The following is a 21,505-nucleotide window of genomic DNA, read 5'->3' as shown; positions in this document are numbered from 1 at the left end:
ATGCTGCTCGCCTTCCTGCTTGCGCCGAACGCGGTGCAACCCGCCAGCGCCGAACTGCTCGCACCCTACAAGGACGAGCTGTTCGCCTATCCAAAGACGCTGAAGACCGGCGACGGCGGCGCCTATCTCTCCGTCGACTACCGCTCGGAGCGGGACATCAACCAGCGCGACGAGATCCCAGAAAAGCGAGTGTATTCACGTTACGTCGACCTCGCGCCACGACGGGTCCAGCAGGATCTCAATCTCGTGACCGATGTAGGCCGTATCCCGCATGTCGCCGTCGGCAAACGGGAAGGTGCGAAATTCATCGTCGTCTACGTGCACGGGCAGGGTGGAAGCCGCCTGCAGGGGATGAACGACTTCACCTTTGGCGGCAACTTCAACCGCATTAAGAACCTCGCCGCCCGAAATGGTGGGCTTTATCTCACCGTCGATTTCTCCAACTTCGAAACCGCGGGCGCGAGCCAGGTCAGCCATCTCATCTCGACCTATGCGGGGGCGTCACCGCGCGCAAAGGTGTTCGTGGCGTGCGGCTCGATGGGCGGCCGAATCTGCTGGGCGCTGGCGGCCGACAAGAGGGTAGTGCCGAAGCTCGGAGGCTTGCTCCTCCTTGGCTCCCATTGGGACAATTCGTTCCTCAGGAGCCCGGCGTTCCAGGCCCGCGTCCCGGTCTATTTCGGGCATGGCGGTGCGGACAAGGTCTTCCCGGTGGAAAAGCAGGAAGCCTTCTTCCGCAGCATTCTCGCCAAGGACCCGAACTATCCCGCACGCTTCGTCCGCTTCGAGACGGGAAGCCATGGCACACCGATCCGGATGGTTGACTGGCGCCACACGCTGAACTGGATGGCTTCAGCGAGCCGCTAGGTCACGTCCACTCATCGCAGTCAGCAGGGACCGCGCGATCCAGCGGCAGCTTGCTTGGCCTCAGCTTGCCGCGTTCGATGATGAGCGGCGAAAAAGTCTCCTCCGAGATGACGCCACCGCGCTTGAGAAAGTAACAGCCGGCAAAAGTCTGGCGCGTCCCGTCGGCCTTCGTCGCCTCGATGGCGACCGGCAGCTCGAAATAGGCGCTGCCCATCGCGCCTTCCTCGAATACCTCGCCGGTCCTCAGCCGCACATGGCGGGTGTCGGCGAAGCCTGCTGCATAGCTCTCAAGATCAGCTGCGGGCGGCTCGGCGAAATAGCTGAACGCGCGTGCATACTCGCCTCGATTGATCGCGTTGTAGAGCGAGCGCACCAGCGCAGCTGGATTGGAATGGTCATCGAGATAAGCATCCTCTGCCAGAGAGGAGTTGGCGCAGCCCATGACTGCAAGGCAGGCCAGTGCGGAACGAAGCATCCGTTTCTCCTTTTACAATCTGGTTACGATACCTGGGGAGAACGCTTTGAAGGAACTGCACGATCAGTAAGTATGGCGCATAATTCAGAACCTTTTTAACCACTTGACGTTAGCGTCAAAACAAAACGCGAAACTGGGGAGGCCCCTGTGGCCGACGACGCGAAGCTCGATTTTGCATCGCTGCTGGATGACCTGATCGCTGCATCCGAAGCCGTGGAACCGCAGCCACGTGAGAAGATTGCGGCGCCGTCTCTCCGCATTGACATGCTGGAGCAGATCGAGCGACTACAGGCGGAAAACATCTCGCTGTTCCCCGAGCGAGCGATGCAGGAATATGGTTCCAACGCTGGCAAGGTTCGCGAACCCCTCAAGGAGGAGACGCCGCCGCATCTCCAGCCGGCGCTCGAGGACCTGTTCTTCCTCGACCCGCAGTCGATTGCGCGTGAGCTCGGCATCGCGTCCGCGAAGAAGCCGGAAGACCTCGACCGCGCGCGTCGCATGTTCGCCAAGCGCTACCATCCGGACCGCGTTCCAGAGGAGTTCCGTGAGCGCGCGGCCCTGCGCATGCAGATCGCAAACATGCTGATCGACGACGCGAAGCGCGCCCGGCGATAGGCTGAAACTTTCGCGAAACTTGTGCTTTCAACGTCCCGAGGGCGGCCAATAGTACGCGCGCTCTGGTTGCTGCCAGAACTTCTGCCACGATGTGTTGAAAATTACGCAGCGGCTATTGCTATAGCGACGACCCCCAGTGTTATCCTTCTGTTAAGAATCAGTAGGCCGATCGAACGAGAGGTACGTCGGTATGGGGGATAGGGCCTCTTTTGAGGGGCGATACGCGACCAGCAACGATGTTGCGGACGAAACCAGCGATGTCGATCTCATCGAGGTTTCCGGTAACATCAAGTGGTTCGACGTCGCCAAAGGTTACGGGTTCATCGTCCCCGATGACGCAACCATCGGTGACGTTCTCCTGCACGTTACATGCCTCCGCAAGGATGGCTTCCAGACTGCCCTTGAAGGCGCCCGCATCGTCTGCCTCATCCGCAAGGGCGAACGCGGCTTCCAGGCATTCAAGGTCATATCGATGGACAACTCCTGCGCTGTCCATCCGGCCGAGCAGCCGATGCAGCGCACGCATGTAACCGTGGTACCGGAAAGCGGGCTCGAGCGCGCGCTGGTGAAGTGGTTCAACCGCACCAAGGGCTTTGGCTTCCTCACGCGCGGCGAGGGCACGGAGGACATCTTCATCCACATGGAGACGCTGCGGCGCTATGGCTTGACCGAGCTGCGCCCCGGCCAGGTGGTGCTCGTGCGCTACGGCCATGGTGATAAGGGCCTTATGGCTGCCGAAATTCACCCCGACATAGGTACCTTGCCGATCGCTCACTGATTCATCAGTCGGCAGGGGAACCTGATATGCATCGACCATCCTGGACCGCGGCCCTGCTGGCCATTTCCCTCATCGCGACCGCGGCTCCTGTTCCCGTGCTCGCACAGGCGCCTGCCGCGACCGGCAGCCCGATGATCCTGGAGACCGACCCGGCACCTCTGGTTGCCGAGACCGCCAACGGCGAGAAGTTGTTCACAATCGAGGTTGCCGACGAGGACCACGAGCGCGCCGCCGGCCTGATGTTCCGCACCGAGATGCGCGACGATCACGGCATGCTGTTCGAGTTCCAGCAGACCCGTCCGGTCGCCTTCTGGATGAAAAACACGCCGATGCCACTTGATCTTGTCTTCATTGGGGAGGACGGCAAGGTGATCGCGGTCCTTCCGGGCGAACCCTTCTCCACCGCATCCATCACGCCCGACGCACCAACCCGATTTGTTCTTGAACTGAAGGCCGGGACGGCGCAGAAGGCGGGCATCGTCGATGGCGTGCGCTTGCGCCATCCGAGAATTGATGTGGTTGCGGACTAGGCGGTCTGGCTCTGACCGGGTCCAGACGGGGCTGACAGTTTCTGATGCAGACGTTTCATAACGACGGTTTCGAGATCGCGTTCATTGACCAGTCGCCGGCGAATGGCGGTGAAGGCGAACCGGTACTCCTGATCCATGGCTTCGCGTCCAGCTATCTCGTCAACTGGATCTCGCCTGGCTGGGTGAAGACCCTGACCGAAGCCGGCTATCGCGTCATCGCGCTCGACAACCGCGGTCATGGCCGCTCGACCAAGAGCTACAACCCCGCCGCCTACACGCCGAGCGAGATGGCGACCGACGCGGCCGCGCTCCTCGATCATCTCGGCATCGAGAAAGCTCACGTCTTCGGCTACTCGATGGGCGCGCGCATTTCGGCATTCCTTGCGCTGGAGCATCCCGAAAAAATCGCGACGTTGATCCTTGGTGGCCTCGGCTACGGTATGGTCGACGGTGTCGGCGACTGGGATCCAATTGCTGATGCGCTGGTTGCGCCCGATCCGGAGGCGATCTCCCATCCGCGCGGAAAAATGTTCCGCACCTTTGCCGATCAGACCCGCAGCGACCGTCAGGCGCTTGCGGCCTGCATCGCTACCTCGCGCGAACTGGTTTCGGAAGCGCAGATGACGACCATCACCGCACCGGTGCTGGTTGGCGTCGGGACCAAGGACGACATTGCCGGTTCCGCCCAACGTCTCGCGGCACTGCTGCCGAACGGTGAAGCATTCGACATCGAGGGCAGGGACCACATGCTTGCAGTCGGCGACCGCACCTTCAAGGCGCGGGTGATCGAATTCCTCAAGGAACATACGATCACATGAAGCCGGTTTCGCTCGAATTTGCTGGCGCTGAAGGCAACCGCCTGCAGGCGGACCTCTGGGATGGACGCGGCCATCCGGTCGTGCTCCTGCATGGTGGCGGCCAGACGCGTCGCGCCTGGGACGCCACTGCGCGCCGCATCGCCGAAGCCGGCATGCGGGCGATTACGGTCGATCTCCGTGGCCACGGCGATAGCGAATGGGCGGCGAGCGGTAACTATACCTTCAGAGCGTACGGCGCAGACGCAGCCGCCATCTTCCAGCAGGTCATCGACAAATTTCATGCTCGTCCATCAGCCGTCGGCGCTTCGCTTGGCGGACTGTCCGCCCTTCTGGCGGAGACCGGCCAAGGGCCGCTGATCCATTCGCTGATCCTGGTGGACGTGACGCCACGCATGGACCCGCAGGGCGTGAGCAAAGTGCAGGGTTTCATGGGCGCACGTCTCGACGAGGGCTTCGCCTCGCTCGAAGAAGCGGCGGACGCGATTTCAGCCTACATGCCGCATCGCAAGCGCCCGCGCTCGCTCGAGGGTCTGCGCAAGAACCTGCGTCTGTGCGAGGACGGCCGCTATCGCTGGCACTGGGACCCAGCCTTCATCACCAGCCCTTCGAACATCAATGCCGGTGCTGCGGCGACAATGGAAGAACTGACCGCGCGCCTGCCCGAGCTGCGCGTCCCGACGCTTCTCGTGCGCGGAATGCAGTCCGAGCTCGTCCAGGAAGAACATGCCCGCGAATTCGTCTCGCTGGCACCCGCTGCGACCTATGTCGACATTAGCGGGGCAGGACACATGATCGCCGGCGACAAGAACGACGTGTTCTGCAACGCAGTTCTCGATTTTCTGCGCGAGGACGAGGCCGCCTGAGCGGACTCCACTCCGCTTAGCGGCCGCGAAATACCGGCCGCCGCTTCTCGCGGAACGCAGCGCGGCCTTCTGCATAGTCTTCGCTCTCGAATGTCGCGTCACCGAGCGCCACCGCCTGCGCCAGCTCGTCTTCTTTGCCCGTCAGGCAGGCGCGGATCGACGCCTTGGTAGCGCGGATGGTGAGCGGTGCGTTCGCCGCAATCTCGGCCGCGAGATGCTGCACATGCGCATCGAGATCCTCTGGTACCAGTTCCATCAGGAACCCCGCTGACAGCGCCTTCTGTGCGTCGAATCGGGCAGCTGAGTAGACAAGGTATTTTGCCAGCTGCGGCCCGACGGCGTTGACGATGTCGGCCATTGCGTCTGCCGGGTAGGCGAGCCCAAGGCGCGCGGCCGGGACGCTGAAGAGGGCGGAGCCGTCGGCAATACGAATGTCGCAGGACGCCGCAAGACCAAAACCGCCGCCGAAGCAGATGCCGCGAATGGCGGCGATTGTCGGCAGAGGACAATTGCGAATGGCGGCAAAGGTGCGGGAATTTTCCGCCTCATAGGCCCGCGCGCTCGCCGCATCCTTGCGCACCGTGTCGAACTCGCTGATGTCGGCGCCAGCGCAAAAATCCTTGCCGCTGCCGGTCAATACGACCACCCGAGCATCCTCCTCGCGGACGAGGTGGGTATAGAGATCCGCCATCTCCCGCCACATCGCCTGGTTCATCGCATTCTTGCGATCCGGCCGGTTAATCGTGATGGTGACGACGGCGCTGTCACGCGCCACATTCAAGAACCCGGATTTCACGATATCACCATCACGCGCATGTCAGTTTCCATTGAACGGACGTTCAGAAGAATTAGGTTTAGTTGACACCCTGTTGGGTTTATGGTTGGCCCTGCGTCCGCAATAGGGCGATCGACGAGGAAAGCCACGATGAGCAGCACCCGAGCAATCCGGTCCGAGACTGTGAAGCCGATGGATCCGATCTGGGATGCGGTACGCGCCGAAGCGAGCGAAGCCGTTGACCGCGATCCGTTACTTGCGGCTTTTCTCTACTCGACAATCCTCAACCAGACCAGCCTCGAATCCGCGGTCATTCATCGCGTGTCTGAACGGCTCGACCATTCCGATTTTCCGGCCGACCTCATCCGCCAGACCTATGAGGCGATGTTCGCCGAGAACCCCGAATGGGGTTCCATCGTGCGGGTGGACATCCAAGCCTATTACGACCGCGATCCCGCATGCGACCGGTTCCTGATGCCGGTTCTGTACTTCAAGGGCTTCCACGCGATCCAGACGCATCGCCTCGCCCACTGGCTCTGGAGCCGCGGCCGCAAGGATTTCGCGCTCTACCTGCAGAGCCGCTCCTCGGCGGTGTTCCAGACCGACATCCACCCAGCCGCCAGGATGGGCAAGGGCATCTTCATCGACCATGCCACCGGCATCGTTGTGGGCGAGACGGCAGTCATCGAGGATGATGTGTCGATCCTTCACGGCGTGACGCTCGGCGGCACCGGCAAGACTGCTGGCGACCGGCATCCGAAGATCCGCCACGGCGTGCTGATCGGAGCCGGAGCGAAGATTCTCGGCAACATCGAAGTGGGCCATTGCTCGAAGATTGCGGCCGGTTCCGTGCTGCTGAACTCGATCCCGAACAACAAGACGGTAGCCGGCGTTCCCGCCCGCATCGTCGGCGAAACGGGGTGCGACGAGCCGGCCCGGGCGATGGACCAGCTCATCACGAGAAGCTGACGCGGCGTATCCCCAACCCTGTCTTGAAAGAGGCCCCTCGGGCTTTACATGCTTGTGCTCAGCGTGCCAGAAGCGCCGCCTAAGCCAAAGTCATCGGAGTACAGGTTTTGAAGCCCGAAGAGATCAAGAAGCTTGATGCCTATTTCAAGCGCACGTTCCAGAACCCGCAGCTTCAGGTGAAGGCACGCCCGCGCAAGAACGATTCTTGCGAGGTTTACATCGGCGAAGAGTTTCTCGGGATCGTGTTCAAGGACGATGACGACGGCGATCTCTCCTACAATTTCTCGATGGCGATCCTCGACGTCGATCTCGACTAAAATGAGCTGGGGCCGCTCCTAAGCGGTCCCATCTTCCTTTAGCGCGTCGAGCGCCAGCTCGATTGCGTGATATGCCGCCTGATGCCGGACATAGTCGCGGCCGCGGTTCTCAAAAATACGATGCTCCGCCCTTGGAGCCTGTCCCTTCAGCGCCACGCCGAACCACACAAGCCCGACTGGCTTCTCCGCGCTGCCACCATCCGGACCGGCAATTCCTGTCACCGAAAGCGTCAGGCCCGCGCGCGAGCGCTCAAGCGCCCCCGCAGCCATTTCCAGCGCGGTCTGTTCCGACACCGCGCCATACTTCTCCAGCGTGGCCGACGAGACGCCCAGCATGTCCATCTTGGCTTCGTTTGAGTAGGTGACGAAGCCGCGGTCGACCATAGAGGACGAGCCCGGCAGGTCGGTCATCAGCGACACGATCATCCCACCGGTGCAGGATTCGGCAGTGGCAACGAGAATGCCGCGCTTCTTGCAGATTTCGAGCAGGAGGCGGGTGCGTTCAACGATCTCGGTCATTCGGGCAGTTCCCCTGGATAGACGACCGTGGCGGTCGCGATGGCTGCGATTCCTTCTTCGCGGCCTACAAACCCCATTCGCTCGTTGGTGGTTGCCTTGATCGACACCCGATCCGGTGAAATTTTCAGCATGTCGCAAAGGGCAGCCGTCATCGCTTCGCGATGCGGTCCGACCTTCGGGGCTTCGGCGATCAGCGTGATGTCGGCATTGGAGATGCGCCCTCCGCGCTCGCGCACGATCCGTACCGCCTCCTCGACGAAGATGCGTGATGCGGCACCCTTCCACCGCATGTCCGACGGGGGGAAGTGGGTGCCGATATCACCGGCACCGCAGGTGGCGAGCAGCGCGTCGGTGAGGGCGTGCAGGCCGACGTCCGCATCCGAATGGCCCGAGAGCGCCCTGTGGTAGGGGATAGCGACGCCGCACAGCGTGACATGATCTCCCTCGCCGAACGAGTGGACGTCGTAGCCATTGCCGGTCCGCACGTCCGGAAAGGATTGGGAGAGCCGCGCATTCGCCATTTCGATGTCCTTTGCCCAGGTCAACTTAACATTGTCGGGGGAGCCTTCGACGATCCGAACCGGAATGCCGGCCCATTCGGCGATCGCCGCATCGTCCGTAAAATCTTCGCGGCCCTGCCGGAAGGCCTCCTCATGCGCTTCAAGAATCTTTCCGAAGGGAAATCCCTGCGGCGTCTGGGCGGCATAAAGGTCGGCGCGGGGAACGGTCGTGACGACGATCCCGTCCTTGTCGGCCTTTTTGATAGTGTCGGATACCGGAACAGCGGGCAGGGCCCCGACCGAAAGATCAGCGCAGACGCGATCGATCAGTGCGGCGTCCACGAACGGGCGTACTGCATCATGAATGAGCACACCGTCCAGGTTCTTGTCCTGCAAGGCGAGGAGCGCCAACCGCGTCGAGGCTTGCCGGGTAGGCCCGCCGGGCACCACGGTGACACCCTCAGCCAGATCGCCAACCGCTTGCCGGAACAGCTCGAAATCCTCCGCGTGAATCGCGACAGAAATTTCCGAGATCAGCGGATGTTCCCTGAAGGCGCGCAGCGTCCGGCGAATGACCGGTTCGCCGCCAACCTTGCGGTATTGCTTGGGTCCTTCGACTGATTGCCCCGCTCGTTCGCCGCGCCCTGCGGCCACGAGTACTGCGCCGATCCTGCGGTTGTTCATAGTGATCTGCATTCCTTCCGTGGACCATCGATCCCATAGTTGCAGCGGCGGTGAATGACCAGCCTTCAGAAAATCATTGCAGCTTCAATTTCCGGATTGCAGCGTAACGCGTTCATGTCTATGGAATGTGCATCAACTCTTACTGCATGGTTTTTGTGCATGAGCGGTAGAAGCCTTCTGGCTGAACCATTGACGATCGGCGGGCTGGAAATTCCCAACAGGGTCATACTCGCCCCAATGTCCGGGGTGACGGATGAGCCTTTTCGCCGCCGGGCGATCGCGCACGGGGCCGGCCTTGTCGTGTCCGAAATGGTAGCCAGTGCGGAGCTCGCTAAGGGCCGCCGGAACTCCGAGCTGCGAATCAGGCGTCCGGACGTCCCCATTCACATGGTGCAGCTTGCGGGCCGCGATGCCGAGTGGATGGCGGAGGGCGCCCGTATAGCAGCAGCCGAGGGTGCGGACATCATCGATATCAACATGGGCTGTCCCGCCAAGAAGGTGACGGGCGGCTATTGTGGCTCGGCGCTGATGCGCGAGCCTGATCATGCCCTGACACTGATCGAAGCCGTGGTGAAGGCAGTCGATGTGCCGGTAACGGTGAAGATGCGCCTCGGCTGGGACGAAGATTCAATTAATGCGCCGGCGATCGCTGCGCGGGCCGAAAGCGCCGGCGTCGCCATGATTACCGTTCACGGCCGCACCCGCTGCCAGTTCTACAAGGGCAGGGCCGACCGTGACGCCATCCGCCGGATCAAGGAGAACGTCAGCGTACCGGTCGTCGCCAATGGCGATATTTCCAGTCACGACGACGCTCTCGACATGCTCGAACGCTCCGGCGCCGACGCGGTGATGATCGGCAGAGAGCATTACGGCCGGCCATGGCTCGCAGGCGAGGTTGCCTCGGCAGCGTATGACGAGCAGAACGTCTCCGTACCCCGCACGCCGCGTCAGCTTTTTGATTATATTTCCGATCATTACGCCGACATGCTGATGTTTTACGGTGAGGGGCAGGGCCTGCGCCATGCCCGAAAGCATCTTGGCTGGTACCTCGAACGGCATGCATCCGGCGTGTCGCCGGAACTTCGGCAGCAGATCATGACATCGACGGAACCAGCGATCGTCATCGATGGCCTCAGACAGGCGTTTGCGGACGAGCCGCTCAGGAGTGCAGCGTGAACAAGCGACCAGACATGAGCGGCGATGCCGCCGCGATCGTCCTCAACACGATCCGCAGGCCGGTCATCATGGTGGATCCGAAGGGGTTCATCGTGTTTGCCAATGCCGACGCCGAGGACTTTTTCCGTGCGAGCGCAACGCTGCTGGCTCGCGATGGGCTGGAGCGCTACGTGCCGTTCGGCAGCCCGCTGCTGGCACTGGTAGATCAGGTCCGCCAGCGCCGTGCACCAGTAAACGAATACCGCGTCGACATCTCATCTCCGCGTCTTGGATCAGACCGCGTCGTCGACCTCTATGTCGCTCCCGTTCCGGAGCTCGAGGGGCATGTCGTCGTCATGTTCCAGGAACGCTCGATGGCGGACAAGATCGACCGCCAGATGACGCATCGCGGCGCCGCCCGCTCGGTAACCGGCCTCGCCGCCATGCTGGCACACGAGATCAAGAACCCGCTTTCCGGCATTCGCGGCGCGGCACAACTGCTTGAAAGCGTCGTCGGCGACGAGGACCGCCCGCTGGCGCGTCTGATTCAGGACGAGACCGACCGTATCGTGTCGCTGGTCGACCGCATGGAAGTCTTCTCGGACGAGCGTCCGATCGAGCGCTTCCCGGTCAACATCCACGTCGTACTCGACCACGTGAAGGCGCTGGCGCTGAATGGCTTTGCCAGCCGCATCCGCATCATCGAGGACTATGACCCGTCGCTGCCGCCCGTCTACGGCAATCGCGACCAGCTGATCCAGGTGTTCCTGAACCTGGTGAAGAACGCGGCGGAAGCGATTGGCAACGAGCCAAACGGCGAGATCACACTCTCGACGGCCTTCCGGCCAGGCATTCGGCTTTCGGTGCCGGGAACGGCCGACAGGGTGTCGCTGCCGCTCGAATTTTGCGTCCACGACAACGGGCGAGGGGTGCCCGAGGACCTGCTGCCGATCCTGTTCGATCCCTTCATCACCACTAAGCCGAATGGCTCCGGCCTTGGGCTCGCGCTGGTGGCGAAGATCGTCGGCGAGCACGGCGGTGTCATTGAATGCGACTCGTCGCCGAGGGGAACGACATTTCGCATCCTTATGCCGGCTTGGAGGGAGCCGAGGGAGCCAGAAGAAAAGACGGGTGAAGGGACTGCAGAATGAGCGTGCGCGGGCAAATCCTTGTTGCAGACGATGATGCTGCGATCCGCACCGTATTGAGCCAGGCACTCTCACGTGTCGGCCATGAGGTGCGCGTCACATCAAATGCATCGACCTTGTGGCGCTGGGTAGGCGCGGGAGATGGCGACATCGTCATTACCGACGTCGTCATGCCGGACGAGAACGCCTTCGACATGCTGCCGCGCATCAAGAAGGCACGTCCGGAACTGCCGGTAATCGTCATGAGCGCGCAGAACACGTTCATGACCGCAATCCGTGCATCGGAAGCCGGTGCCTATGAGTACCTGCCAAAGCCGTTCGATCTGACCGAGCTTCTCAACATCGTCCAGCGCGCGCTCTCCGAGCCGCGCCGCAACAAGGTCGACAAGAACGCGGACGAAGCGCTGGAATCGATGCCGCTGATCGGCAGGTCGAGCGCGATGCAGGACATCTACCGCATGCTCGCCCGCATGATGCAGACCGACCTGACGGTCATGATCACCGGCGAGTCGGGCACCGGCAAGGAGCTGGTCGCGCGCGCCCTGCATGAATATGGCCGCCGCCGCAACGGGCCGTTCGTGGCAATCAACATGGCGGCGATCCCGCGCGACCTCATCGAGTCGGAACTCTTCGGCCATGAGAAGGGCGCCTTCACCGGCGCGCAGAGCAGGTCGGCCGGCCGATTCGAGCAGGCAGAGGGCGGCACGCTGTTCCTCGATGAGATCGGCGACATGCCGATGGAAGCGCAGACGCGCCTGCTGCGCGTGCTGCAGCAAGGTGAATACACGACGGTTGGCGGCCGCACGCCGATTCGCACCGACGTGCGCATCGTTGCCGCGACCAACAAGGACCTGCGTACCCTGATCAATCAGGGTCTGTTCCGCGAGGACCTTTTCTATCGCCTTAACGTCGTCCCGCTGCGCCTGCCGCCGCTGCGCGAGCGCACCGAGGACGTGCCAGACCTCGTCCGCCATTTCTTCAAGCAAGTGGAAAGCGAAGGCCTGCCGGCGAAGCGAATCGCGCCAGCCGGCATCGAGCTGATGAAGCGCTATTCGTGGCCCGGTAACGTTCGCGAGCTCGAAAATCTCGTCCGCCGCCTGGCAGCGCTTTACCCGCAGGACGAGATCACCGCGGAGATCATCGAGCAGGAACTGCAGACGATCGAGCCGAGGACCGAGAGTGCCGCGACTGGCACGATGCTGCCGGACGACATCACGATCTCGCACGCGGTCGAGCACTATCTGCAGCGCTATTTCGCGAGCTTTGGTGGGGAGTTGCCGCCACCTGGCCTATATGACCGCGTCCTTGCGGAGGTCGAGTATCCGCTGGTTCTGGCGGCGATGACCGCGACGCGCGGGAATCAGATCAAGGCAGCGGAATTGCTTGGATTGAACCGCAACACCCTGAGAAAGAAGATCCGCGAACTCGGTGTGAACGTCTACCGCGCCTCGAAATAGCCATTTAGTCGCTGGAAATCGCGACCTCACGCTTGCGCTTGTTGCACATTCGCCACAATGCGTTGCATAGATGTCACGCGTGAGGACAGGTTTCCGGATGACGGTGCAGACGCCATCGATTGAGATGCCGATGACGCCGACCGCTACAGCGGCGGACGGCAGGCGTCTGCTTGCGCTGCCTGGTATCATCACCATCGTCGGTGCGCTTATCACCGCCGGCATATCCTTTGTGGTGCTGGCCGGCCTGACGCCAATCACACCCGACGAGACGACCACACTTACCCTCATCGCCGTCAACGCTGCCTTCGTGCTGGCGCTGGTTGCGCTGATCTCTCGCGAAATTCATCGCATCTTCATGGCGCGGCGCCGCGGCAAGGCTGCTTCGAGGCTGCATGTGCGCATCGTTGCCATGTTCTCGCTGGTGGCGGCGATCCCCGCCCTGGTGGTCGCCGTCGTCGCCTCAGTCACACTCGACATAGGTCTCGATCGGTGGTTCGAGATCCGAACCAAGGTGATCATCAGCTCGTCACTGTCGATCGCCGAGGCCTACGTCATCGAAAACGCCCGCAACCTTCAGGGCACGACCCTGTCGATGGCAGGCGACCTCGACGCGAACCGCACGCTCTACACGCTCGACCGCGTCGGCTTCCGCACGTTTCTCAGCCGGCAGGCGCAGGGCAGGGCGCTTGCCCATGCCGCCCTCATCCGCGCCGACGGCTCGTTCGTGATGCAGGCTGAGACGAGCGCGGAGTTCCCGATCCCGCAGCCGCCGATTGAGGCAGTCCAGACCGCATCGGACGGCTTACCGGTCCTGATTCCGCCGGCGCAACGCAACATCGTCGGCGCAATCATCAAGCTCAGGGAATTCGACGACCTCTTTCTCTACACGATCCGCGAGGTTGACCCGGAGGTGATCCGGGCGCGCCAGATCGTGCGCGCGAACACGGACGAATACCGGAAGCTTGAGAGCAACCGGTTCTCGACGCAGGTTGCCTTCGCGCTGATCTATCTCGGTGTCACGCTCATCATCGTCCTGTCCGCGATCTGGACCGGCATTGCCGTTGCGGACCGTCTGGTTCGACCGATCCGCCAGCTCATCAGTGCGGCGGACAACGTGGCGACCGGCAATCTGGACGTCACGGTCCCGGTGCGCCAGTCCGACGGCGACGTCGCTTCGCTCGCCGAGACGTTCAACAACATGATCCTCGAGCTCAAGTCGCAGCGAAACGAGCTCATCGCCGCCAAAGACCTGATCGACGAACGCCGCCGCTTCTCGGAAGCCGTGCTTTCCGGTGTGTCAGCCGGTGTCATCGGCGTCGACCACGAGGGCATCATCACCATCGTCAACCGCTCGGCAGCCAAGATGCTGACGCTGCGCCCGGAAAATGCGGTTGGTCGCAAGCTCTCCGAAATGCTGCCACATGTCGGCGCCGTCTTCGAAGCAGGTCGCGACTCGGGCCGCTCGGTCTATCGGGACCAGGCGACGTTCTACCGGGGAGGGGCCGAGCGCACCTTCGACATTCAGGTCACCACCGAGGAAGTCACCGCTAGCGGCGGTCATAATTCCTACGTCGTCACCGTCGACGACATTACGGACCTCGTCTCCGCGCAGCGTTCGTCCGCCTGGGCGGACGTCGCCCGCCGCATCGCCCACGAGATCAAGAATCCGCTGACACCGATCCAGCTGTCGGCGGAGCGCATCCGCAGGCGCTTCGGCAAGGTGATCGTCGAGGACAAGGAAGTCTTCGACCAGTGCACTGAGACCATCATCCGCCAGGTCGGCGACATCGGCCGCATGGTCGACGAGTTCTCGTCGTTTGCGCGCATGCCGAAGCCCGAAATGCAGCTGATGGACCTGCGCGAGCCGCTGCGCGAGGCGTCGTTCCTTGTCGAGGTCAGCAAGGCGGACATCGAGTTCGACCGCGCCTTTGGCGATGAGCCATTGCCGGTCACTTGCGACCCGCGCCTGCTGAGCCAGGCCTTCGGAAACCTCATCAAGAACGCGGCCGAGGCGATCGAAGCGGCGGAGCGGGATACGAGCGAGCGGGGCGCGATCCTCGTGCGCGCCGAGCGCCAAGGCCAGGAGACCGTCATCGACGTCATCGACAACGGCAAGGGGCTGCCGCGCGAGAACAGGCAGCGCCTGCTCGAGCCCTACATGACCACGCGCGAAAAGGGCACCGGTCTCGGGCTCGCGATCGTGCGCAAGATTATCGAAGACCACGGGGGCCGGCTCGAACTCCACGACGCGCCGGCTGACTTCCATGGCGGCCGGGGGGCCATGATCCGCGTTGTCCTGCCATCGGCAGGACAGGGCGATACGCGCGGAACCAAGACTGGGAAGGTTGAAAATGGCGTCTGACATCCTCATCGTCGACGACGAAGAAGACATTCGTGAGCTGGTTGCCGGCATCCTGAGCGACGAAGGCCATGAGACGCGCACGGCGCATGACGCCGACAGCGCGCTGGCAGCGATCGCGAATCGTGTTCCTCGTCTGGTGTTTCTGGACATCTGGCTGCAGGGCTCGCGTCTCGACGGACTTGCCCTGCTGGACGAGATCAAGAAGCAGCATCCGCAGCTGCCGGTGGTGATGATCTCGGGTCACGGTACCATCGAAACCGCCGTTTCGGCTATTCGTCGCGGCGCCTACGACTTCATCGAGAAGCCGTTCAAGACCGACCGGCTGATCCTCGTTGCCGAACGCGCGCTCGAAACCTCGAAGCTGCGGCGCGAACTGTCCGACCTCAAGAAGAGGAGCGGGGAGACCTTCGATCTGATCGGCATGTCGGCCGCAATGACGCAGCTGCGCCAGACCATCGAGCGTGTCGCGCCGACCAACAGCCGCGTGATGATGATCGGCCCGTCGGGTTCTGGCAAAGAAATGGCCGCGCGCGCCATCCATGCCCTTTCCAACCGCAAGAACGGCCCGTTCGTCGTGGTCAGCGCCGCATCGATCACGCCGGAGCGCATGGAGGTCGAGCTGTTCGGCACCGAGCCGAAGAACGGCGAACCACGCAAGGTCGGCGCGCTGGAAGAGGCCCACAAGGGTATTCTCTACCTCGACGAGGTCGCGGATATGCCGCGCGAGACGCAGGCCAAGATCCTGCGGGTTCTGGTCGACCAGCAGTTTGAGCGCGTCGGTGGAAATACCCGCGTGAAGGTAGACGTCCGCATCATCTCGTCCACGGCGCAGAACATCGAGCAGCTGATCGCACAGGGTCGTTTCCGCGAGGACCTCTATCATCGCCTGGCGGTGGTGCCGGTTCGTGTGCCGGCGCTTTCCGAGCGGCGGGAGGACATTCCGTTCCTTGTCGACCATTTCATGCGTCAGGTTGCGGCGCAGGCCGGGATCCGGATGCGACGCATTGGGGACGATGCGCTCGCCGTCCTGCAGGCTCACAACTGGCCGGGCAACGTGCGCCAGCTCAAGAATAACATCGAGCGCCTGATGATCCTGGCGCGAGGCGACGATGTCGGCTCCCCCATCACCGCTGACCTGCTCCCGCAGGAGATCGGCGACGTGATGCCTAGGGCGCCGAACCAGTCCGATCAGCACATCATGGCGCTGCCGCTGCGCGAAGCGCGCGAGCTGTTCGAGAAGGAGTATCTGCTGGCGCAGATCAACCGGTTCGGCGGCAACATTTCGCGTACGGCCGAGTTCATCGGGATGGAACGGTCTGCCTTGCACCGCAAGCTTCGGTCGCTGGGCGTCTGATAGACATCCGCCAACTGAGTCATTTTAGTCCCCCCAACTGCTACCGAGAGAGCCATGCCTCGCATCGCCTATGTAAACGGACGCTACGTCCCCCACGCCGACGCCACTGTTCACATTGAGGATCGAGGCTATCAGTTCGCCGACGGTGTCTACGAAGTCTGTGAAGTCGCCCGCGGCTACATTGTGGACATGACGCCGCATCTGGACCGGCTCGACCGCTCGTTGCGGGAACTGCGGATTTCCTGGCCGATGAGCCGCAAGGCGCTTGAGATTGTGATGGCCGAGGTGATCCGCCGCAACCACGTTGAGAACGGCATGGTCTACCTGCAGGTGACCCGCGGTGTTGCCCCGCGCGACCACTACTTCCCGGCTGCAAACACCGCGCCCGCCATCGTCGTGACCGCCAAGCGCATCGACCCACACGCCTCGGCAACGAAGGCCCAGGCCGGCGTCAAGGTCATTACGCTGCCCGACAACCGCTGGGAGCGAGTCGATATCAAGTCCGTTGGGCTGCTGCCGAACGTGCTTGCCAAGCAGAAGGCGCGCGAGGCTGGTGCAACCGAGGCCTGGTTCATCGATGCCGACGGCAAGGTGACGGAAGGCGCCTCGACCAACGCCTGGATCGTAACCTCCGATGGCACGCTGGTCACCCGTCCGGCCGAGCACGGCATCCTGCGCGGCGTTACCCGCACGACCGTCATGGATGTTGCCGCCAAGTTGGGCTTAAAGGTCGAGGAGAGGGCGTTTACCGTCGAGGAGGCGCTGAAGGCGAAGGAAGCCTTCATCACCGCTGCGACGACCCTCGTGATGCCAGTGGTCGCGATCGACGACAAGCCTGTTGCCAACGGTCATCCGGGCGAAACAGCGCTTTCCCTGCGCGCAGCGTTTTTCGACGTTGCAGAGAAGACGCAGGCCTGATAACCGCCTATGGGACGGTTGTCGGGCGTACTGGCAACCTTCCGCACTTGTTAGCTTTTTGTTTGTGTGCTTGACAGTCCGCGCTCAGATAGGCGCTACTATCCGGCACTTTTGGGGATCTGCGAAAGATAAGAAAAATGGCGGAACGGACGCAAAATCTGCAGGATGTATTCCTGAATTCTGTTCGTAAGAGCAAGAATCCACTCACGATCTTCTTGGTCAATGGCGTCAAGCTGACTGGCGTCGTGACTTCCTTTGACAACTTCTGCGTTCTGCTCCGCCGTGACGGGCATTCGCAGCTTGTCTACAAGCATGCGATTTCGACCATCATGCCGAGCCAGCCGGTCCAGATGTTCGAGAACGACGACAAGGAAGCCTGATTGGCGCACACCGGCTCGACCGGTAATCGGGCAGGGGGCTCGAAACGCCGCAGCAGTGCGGCGAGTGAGATGATGCCCCCTGGTCACACTACCGCACGTGCACTGATTGTTGTTCCCGTCCTCACGCGACAGCCGCGCGCTGCCGCCGAGGATGGCGCACGCCCACGCACCCAGCGCTCGCCGCAGGCGCGGCTGGAGGAAGCCGTTGGCCTTGCCGGAGCCATCGACCTCGACACGATCCATTCCGAGATCGTCACCGTCAACGATCCCCGCCCAGCGACCTTGCTGGGCAGCGGCAAGATCGAAGAGCTTGCGGAAATCGTGAAGGAGCAGGAGGTCGAACTCGTCTTCGTCGACCATCCGCTAACGCCTGTACAGCAGCGCAACCTCGAGAAAGAGCTGAACGCCAAGGTCCTCGACCGGACCGGCATCATCCTCGAGATATTTGGTCGGCGCGCCCGCACCCGTGAAGGTACGCTGCAGGTCGATCTCGCACACCTCGAATACCAGCGCGGCCGACTGGTTCGCAGCTGGACCCACCTTGAGCGACAGCGCGGCGGTGCCGGCTTCCTCGGCGGTCCAGGTGAAACCCAGATCGAGGCCGACCGGCGTATCCTCCAGGAAAAGATCGTCAAGCTGAAGCGAGAGCTCGAAACGGTGAGGCGCACGCGCGACCTGCACCGCGCCAAGCGCCGCAAGGTGCCGTATCCGATCGTCGCGATCGTCGGCTACACGAATGCCGGCAAGTCGACGCTGTTCAACCGGGTGACGGGGGCAGGGGTTCTGGCTGAGGACATGCTGTTCGCGACGCTCGACCCGACGCTGCGTCGCCTGCGCCTGCCCCACGGTACCATCGTCATCCTGTCCGACACGGTCGGCTTCATTTCCGACCTCCCGACACACCTCGTCGCTGCCTTCCGCGCGACCCTTGAAGAAGTCGTGGAAGCCGATCTCGTCATCCATCTGCGCGACATTTCTGATCCCGACACTAAGGCGCAAGCCGAGGACGTCGAAAACATCCTGCGCAGCCTCGGCGTCGACGCCAAGGACGAAAAGCGCGTGCTGGAGGTCTGGAACAAGGTTGACCTTGTGGACGAGTCTGTGCGTGCGGCAATGCTCGAGAAGAAAGAACGGCCGCCGGTTGCGATTTCCGCAATCACGGGCGAGGGGCTAAACCACCTCGCCACCCTCATCGAGGAGCGGATTGCGGGTTCCCTGCAGACGGTGCGTCTGACACTCGCACCGCATCGGGCCGGCGATGTGGATTGGATCTACCGCAACAGCACGGTGCTCAACCGCGAGAACCTCGAAGACGGCAGCATCGAATTGACTCTACGAGCCACTGCCTCGATCCGCGAGGAGCTGGCGACGAAGTACGGGCCAGCACTCGACTGACGGTTACTCGGCAGCCTTTGCCTGCTGCCAAAGCTCTTCCATCTCATCCAGTGACGCTTCATCCAGGCTACGGCCCTGCGCCTTGAGCGCGCGCTCGATATAGTGGAAGCGGTCGCGGAACTTATCGTTGGTCTTGCGCAGCGAATCTTCCGCATCAACCTCCAGATGGCGGCCGAGATTGACGACCGCGAACAGCACGTCGCCCAGCTCGCCAGCGACGAGGTCTGGCCGGCCTTCGGCCATCGCGGCGCGCAGCTCGGCGATTTCTTCCTCGATCTTATCGAGGATCGGCTCCGCAGCACCCCAGTCGAACCCGACGCGCGAAGCCTTCTGCTGCAGCTTGAGGGCGCGGGTGAGGGCAGGCTGGGTCAGCGGAACGCTGTCAAGATAACCCGCCTGCTCTTCCTTCGGCGGAAGGCCGCGTGCGGCTCGTGCTGCCTGCTTCTCGGACTTCTCCTCGGCCTTGATCTGCTCCCACATGCCCTTGGGCAGGCCCTTGCGGCGCGCGTCCTCGTCGCCGAAGACGTGCGGATGGCGGCGGATCATCTTTCGCGTCACCGCCTCGATGACGTCACCAAACGCGAACTCGCCGATCTCTTCGGCCATCCGTGAATGGTAGACGACCTGCAGCAGCAGATCGCCGAGCTCGTCACGCAGCTCGTCCATGTCACCGCGCTCGATCGCGTCGGCGACTTCGTAGGCTTCCTCGATGGTGTAAGGCGCGATGCTCGAAAAACTCTGCTCGATGTCCCACGGGCAGCCGCTGACGGGATCGCGCAACGCGGCCATGATTTCGATCAGGCGGGAAATGTCTTTGGAAGGCTGCATCGTTCTGCTCGGGCTGATCGCTGGTCGGGAGGATTTTTGTCGTAGAAGAGGCGCGACTGAATGTCCATCAGCAGCGTGGGAGACCCCAATCCGAAAGTCGCATAAGCATGATTATGGAACCACCAGTATGTCCTGATGCGTCGCAATGCTGGAATTCACGGGTTCGATGCGTTTCCAGGATCCCCGTCTCTTCGGCAGCCTGCTCAGTCGATCGGAAACTCGAACACCATGCCGTCGAACGCTGGTTCGACGTTCTCCGGCGTCTCGGCGCGGACAGTCGCGTAGTCCAGCGGCACATGCATGTGCGTCAGCACGGCCTGGCGCGGTTTCAGCCGCTCGATCCACTCCAGTGCCTCGCCAAGCGAGAAATGGCTTGGATGCGGCCGGTACTGCAGCGCGTCGATCACCAGCAGATCGAGATTTTCGAGCCTCGCGACTGTATCGTGCGGATAGTCGCTGACGTCCGAGCAATACGCCAGATCGTGGATCCGGAAGCCGAGCGACATGATATCACCGTGGATCTGCGGCAGCGGCAGAAACGGAATGGGACCGCCCGGCCCGTCAATCTCGAACGGCTCGTCGTGCTCGATCAGATGCGGCTCGACAATCGGCGGATAGCTGCTGCCCGCCGGAGTTTCGAAGCAATATCTGAAGCCTTCACGCAGCCGTTCAAGCGTCGCTTTATCGGCATAGACGTCGACGCGCTTGCGGCTTTCGAGGAAATAGCTGCGCACATCGTCGATCCCGTGGATGTGATCGGCATGGCCGTGCGTGTAGACGACGGCGTCGAGATGCGTCGCCCGCGCCGAGATCATCTGTTCGCGAAAATCCGGGCCAGTGTCGATCGCAATGCGGGTGATGCGTCCGTCGGGCTTGATGCGCTCGACCAGCGCCGCCGGCCGGCGGCGGCGGTTCTTCGGGTCGGTCGGGTCGCAGTTGCCCCAATCGCCGTTGGGGCGCGGAACGCCAGGCGACGAGCCGCATCCCACGATGGTGAAACGCAGTATGTCGCCCATGTCAGGCCGGTCTCGGCATCTTATTAAAAAGTCGGAAGAAATTCTCGGTCGTGATCGCCGCGATCTCGTCTTCGCTCACACCGACCGTCTCGGCCAGCACTTTGGCGGTGTGCTTAACAAAGGCCGGCTCGTTGCGCTTGCCGCGATGCGGCGGCGGCGCAAGGTAAGGCGCGTCGGTCTCGACCAGCATCCGGTCGCGTGGCACATCACCAGCGATCGCGCGGATTTCCTCCGACTTCTTGAAGGTAAGAATACCCGAGAACGAGATGTAGCCGCCGAGTTCGAGGCCGACTTCGGCAAGCCGACGACCCGACGAGAAGCAGTGCAGGACGAATGGGAAGGCGCCCTTCCCCATCTCTTCGGTCAGGATCGCCGCCATGTCCTCGTCGGCATCGCGCGCATGGATGACCAGCGGCAGCTGCGTGATGCGGGCAGCAGCGATATGCGTCCGCAGCCCTTGAGCCTGCGCTTCGCGCGGCCCGTAGTCATAGAAATAGTCGAGACCCGCCTCGCCGATTGCGACCACCTTAGGGTGCTTCGCGTGCGCGACCAGCTCGTCAACGGTTACGTCCAGCTCCTCGGCGGCCTGATGCGGATGCGTGCCGACCGAGCAATAGACTTCCGGATAGGCCTCAGCGATGGCGAGGATCTCCGGGAAGCGGCGCACGCGCGTTGAAATCGTGACCATACGCTCGACACCGGCCGCCTTGGCGCGCGCGATGATGTCGTCGCGCTCCTCTGCAAAATCCGGGAAGTCCAGGTGGCAGTGACTGTCTACGAGCATG

The 21,505-nt window shown here is 62.4% G+C and carries 23 protein-coding genes; 16 read left to right on the top strand and 7 right to left on the bottom strand.

Going from position 1 to position 21,505, the window contains the following annotated elements; translation table 11 throughout:
* Entirely contained in the window at nucleotides 1-864 is an 864-nt protein-coding gene (locus L610_RS10690) for a S9 family peptidase (protein ID WP_144704942.1), read from the top strand.
* A 1-nt stretch (nucleotide 865) separates the two neighbouring features.
* Here the strand turns inward: L610_RS10690 and L610_RS10685 are convergent, their stop codons facing one another.
* Complete coding sequence (locus tag L610_RS10685; RefSeq protein ID WP_144704939.1) at nucleotides 866-1,339, bottom strand: hypothetical protein; 474 nt, start codon at nucleotides 1,337-1,339, stop codon at nucleotides 866-868.
* A gap of 147 nt (nucleotides 1,340-1,486) precedes the next feature.
* Here L610_RS10685 and L610_RS10680 point away from each other — a divergent pair, with 147 nt between their 5' ends.
* The 5 genes from L610_RS10680 (at nucleotide 1,487) to L610_RS10660 (ending at nucleotide 4,943) form a co-directional block, all read left to right on the top strand.
* On the top strand, nucleotides 1,487-1,954 hold the full coding sequence (locus L610_RS10680; protein ID WP_144704936.1) for a hypothetical protein: 468 nt from the start codon (nucleotides 1,487-1,489) through the stop codon (nucleotides 1,952-1,954).
* A 190-nt stretch (nucleotides 1,955-2,144) separates the two neighbouring features.
* Nucleotides 2,145-2,732, top strand: coding sequence for a cold-shock protein (locus L610_RS10675; protein WP_024846857.1), 588 nt, complete (start codon nucleotides 2,145-2,147; stop codon nucleotides 2,730-2,732).
* Nucleotides 2,733-2,758: 26 nt separating this feature from the next.
* On the top strand, nucleotides 2,759-3,262 hold the full coding sequence (locus L610_RS10670; protein ID WP_144704933.1) for a DUF192 domain-containing protein: 504 nt from the start codon (nucleotides 2,759-2,761) through the stop codon (nucleotides 3,260-3,262).
* Between the two features lie 44 nt (nucleotides 3,263-3,306).
* Entirely contained in the window at nucleotides 3,307-4,080 is a 774-nt protein-coding gene (locus L610_RS10665; RefSeq protein WP_144704930.1) for an alpha/beta fold hydrolase, read from the top strand.
* Nucleotides 4,077-4,943: an alpha/beta fold hydrolase gene (locus tag L610_RS10660; RefSeq protein WP_144704927.1), complete on the top strand. Its 867-nt coding sequence runs from the start codon at nucleotides 4,077-4,079 to the stop codon at nucleotides 4,941-4,943. Before L610_RS10665 ends, L610_RS10660 begins: the two co-directional genes overlap by 4 nt.
* Nucleotides 4,944-4,959: 16 nt before the next feature.
* Here L610_RS10660 and L610_RS10655 read toward each other — a convergent pair whose 3' ends face one another.
* Nucleotides 4,960-5,739: an enoyl-CoA hydratase-related protein gene (locus L610_RS10655; RefSeq protein ID WP_186441424.1), complete on the bottom strand. Its 780-nt coding sequence runs from the start codon at nucleotides 5,737-5,739 to the stop codon at nucleotides 4,960-4,962.
* A 129-nt stretch (nucleotides 5,740-5,868) separates the two neighbouring features.
* Here L610_RS10655 and cysE point away from each other — a divergent pair, with 129 nt between their 5' ends.
* Together cysE and L610_RS10645 are read left to right on the top strand one after the other, a co-directional pair.
* Nucleotides 5,869-6,687, top strand: a complete 819-nt coding sequence (gene cysE, locus L610_RS10650) for a serine O-acetyltransferase (RefSeq protein WP_024846862.1) — start codon at nucleotides 5,869-5,871, stop codon at nucleotides 6,685-6,687.
* Nucleotides 6,688-6,794: 107 nt separating this feature from the next.
* A complete protein-coding gene (locus L610_RS10645) occupies nucleotides 6,795-7,004 on the top strand; it encodes a DUF3126 family protein (protein ID WP_024846863.1) in 210 nt (69 codons plus the stop codon).
* Nucleotides 7,005-7,022: 18 nt separating this feature from the next.
* Here the strand turns inward: L610_RS10645 and L610_RS10640 are convergent, their stop codons facing one another.
* Together L610_RS10640 and L610_RS10635 are read right to left on the bottom strand one after the other, a co-directional pair.
* The gene (locus L610_RS10640) at nucleotides 7,023-7,523 is read right to left on the bottom strand and encodes a CinA family protein (protein WP_144704922.1); all 501 of its coding nucleotides are present in this window, start codon (nucleotides 7,521-7,523) and stop codon (nucleotides 7,023-7,025) included.
* Nucleotides 7,520-8,707 (bottom strand): bifunctional 2-C-methyl-D-erythritol 4-phosphate cytidylyltransferase/2-C-methyl-D-erythritol 2,4-cyclodiphosphate synthase, encoded by a 1,188-nt coding sequence (locus L610_RS10635; RefSeq protein ID WP_371713008.1) that lies wholly within the window; start codon nucleotides 8,705-8,707, stop codon nucleotides 7,520-7,522. Before L610_RS10635 ends, L610_RS10640 begins: the two co-directional genes overlap by 4 nt.
* Nucleotides 8,708-8,866: 159 nt before the next feature.
* Between L610_RS10635 and dusB the strand changes: the two genes are divergently transcribed.
* The 8 genes from dusB (at nucleotide 8,867) to hflX (ending at nucleotide 18,876) form a co-directional block, all read left to right on the top strand.
* Nucleotides 8,867-9,883, top strand: coding sequence for a tRNA dihydrouridine synthase DusB (dusB, locus tag L610_RS10630; RefSeq protein WP_144704915.1), 1,017 nt, complete (start codon nucleotides 8,867-8,869; stop codon nucleotides 9,881-9,883).
* Nucleotides 9,884-9,897: 14 nt separating this feature from the next.
* On the top strand, nucleotides 9,898-11,013 hold the full coding sequence (locus tag L610_RS10625; RefSeq protein ID WP_024846867.1) for a nitrogen regulation protein NR(II): 1,116 nt from the start codon (nucleotides 9,898-9,900) through the stop codon (nucleotides 11,011-11,013).
* Entirely contained in the window at nucleotides 11,010-12,467 is a 1,458-nt protein-coding gene (gene ntrC, locus L610_RS10620; protein WP_144704912.1) for a nitrogen regulation protein NR(I), read from the top strand. Before L610_RS10625 ends, ntrC begins: the two co-directional genes overlap by 4 nt.
* A 97-nt stretch (nucleotides 12,468-12,564) precedes the next feature.
* Entirely contained in the window at nucleotides 12,565-14,829 is a 2,265-nt protein-coding gene (locus L610_RS10615) for a PAS domain-containing sensor histidine kinase (RefSeq protein WP_144704909.1), read from the top strand.
* Nucleotides 14,819-16,183, top strand: a complete 1,365-nt coding sequence (locus L610_RS10610; RefSeq protein ID WP_144704906.1) for a sigma-54 dependent transcriptional regulator — start codon at nucleotides 14,819-14,821, stop codon at nucleotides 16,181-16,183. The genes L610_RS10615 and L610_RS10610 overlap by 11 nt, the downstream gene beginning before the upstream one ends.
* 54 nt (nucleotides 16,184-16,237) lie before the next feature.
* Nucleotides 16,238-17,101, top strand: a complete 864-nt coding sequence (locus L610_RS10605) for a D-amino-acid transaminase (RefSeq protein WP_144704903.1) — start codon at nucleotides 16,238-16,240, stop codon at nucleotides 17,099-17,101.
* Nucleotides 17,102-17,238: 137 nt separating this feature from the next.
* Nucleotides 17,239-17,481: an RNA chaperone Hfq gene (gene hfq, locus L610_RS10600; protein WP_024846872.1), complete on the top strand. Its 243-nt coding sequence runs from the start codon at nucleotides 17,239-17,241 to the stop codon at nucleotides 17,479-17,481.
* Nucleotides 17,482-17,550: 69 nt separating this feature from the next.
* Nucleotides 17,551-18,876, top strand: a complete 1,326-nt coding sequence (hflX, locus tag L610_RS10595; RefSeq protein WP_144704900.1) for a GTPase HflX — start codon at nucleotides 17,551-17,553, stop codon at nucleotides 18,874-18,876.
* Between the two features lie 3 nt (nucleotides 18,877-18,879).
* Here the strand turns inward: hflX and mazG are convergent, their stop codons facing one another.
* The 3 genes from mazG to L610_RS10580 all read right to left on the bottom strand — a co-directional run bounded on the left by mazG (nucleotide 18,880) and on the right by L610_RS10580 (nucleotide 21,504).
* The gene (mazG, locus tag L610_RS10590) at nucleotides 18,880-19,704 is read right to left on the bottom strand and encodes a nucleoside triphosphate pyrophosphohydrolase (RefSeq protein ID WP_144704897.1); all 825 of its coding nucleotides are present in this window, start codon (nucleotides 19,702-19,704) and stop codon (nucleotides 18,880-18,882) included.
* A gap of 203 nt (nucleotides 19,705-19,907) precedes the next feature.
* Nucleotides 19,908-20,720: an MBL fold metallo-hydrolase gene (locus L610_RS10585; protein ID WP_024846875.1), complete on the bottom strand. Its 813-nt coding sequence runs from the start codon at nucleotides 20,718-20,720 to the stop codon at nucleotides 19,908-19,910.
* Nucleotide 20,721: 1 nt separating this feature from the next.
* Nucleotides 20,722-21,504, bottom strand: coding sequence for a TatD family hydrolase (locus tag L610_RS10580; RefSeq protein ID WP_024846876.1), 783 nt, complete (start codon nucleotides 21,502-21,504; stop codon nucleotides 20,722-20,724).
* Nucleotide 21,505 lies beyond the last annotated feature (1 nt).

The organism is Aminobacter sp. J44 (assembly GCF_007829415.1).
Lineage (GTDB): Bacteria > Pseudomonadota > Alphaproteobacteria > Rhizobiales > Rhizobiaceae > Aerobium.
The sequence above is the reverse complement of the archived record's forward strand: the minus strand, read 5'-3'. Positions and strand labels throughout refer to the sequence as shown.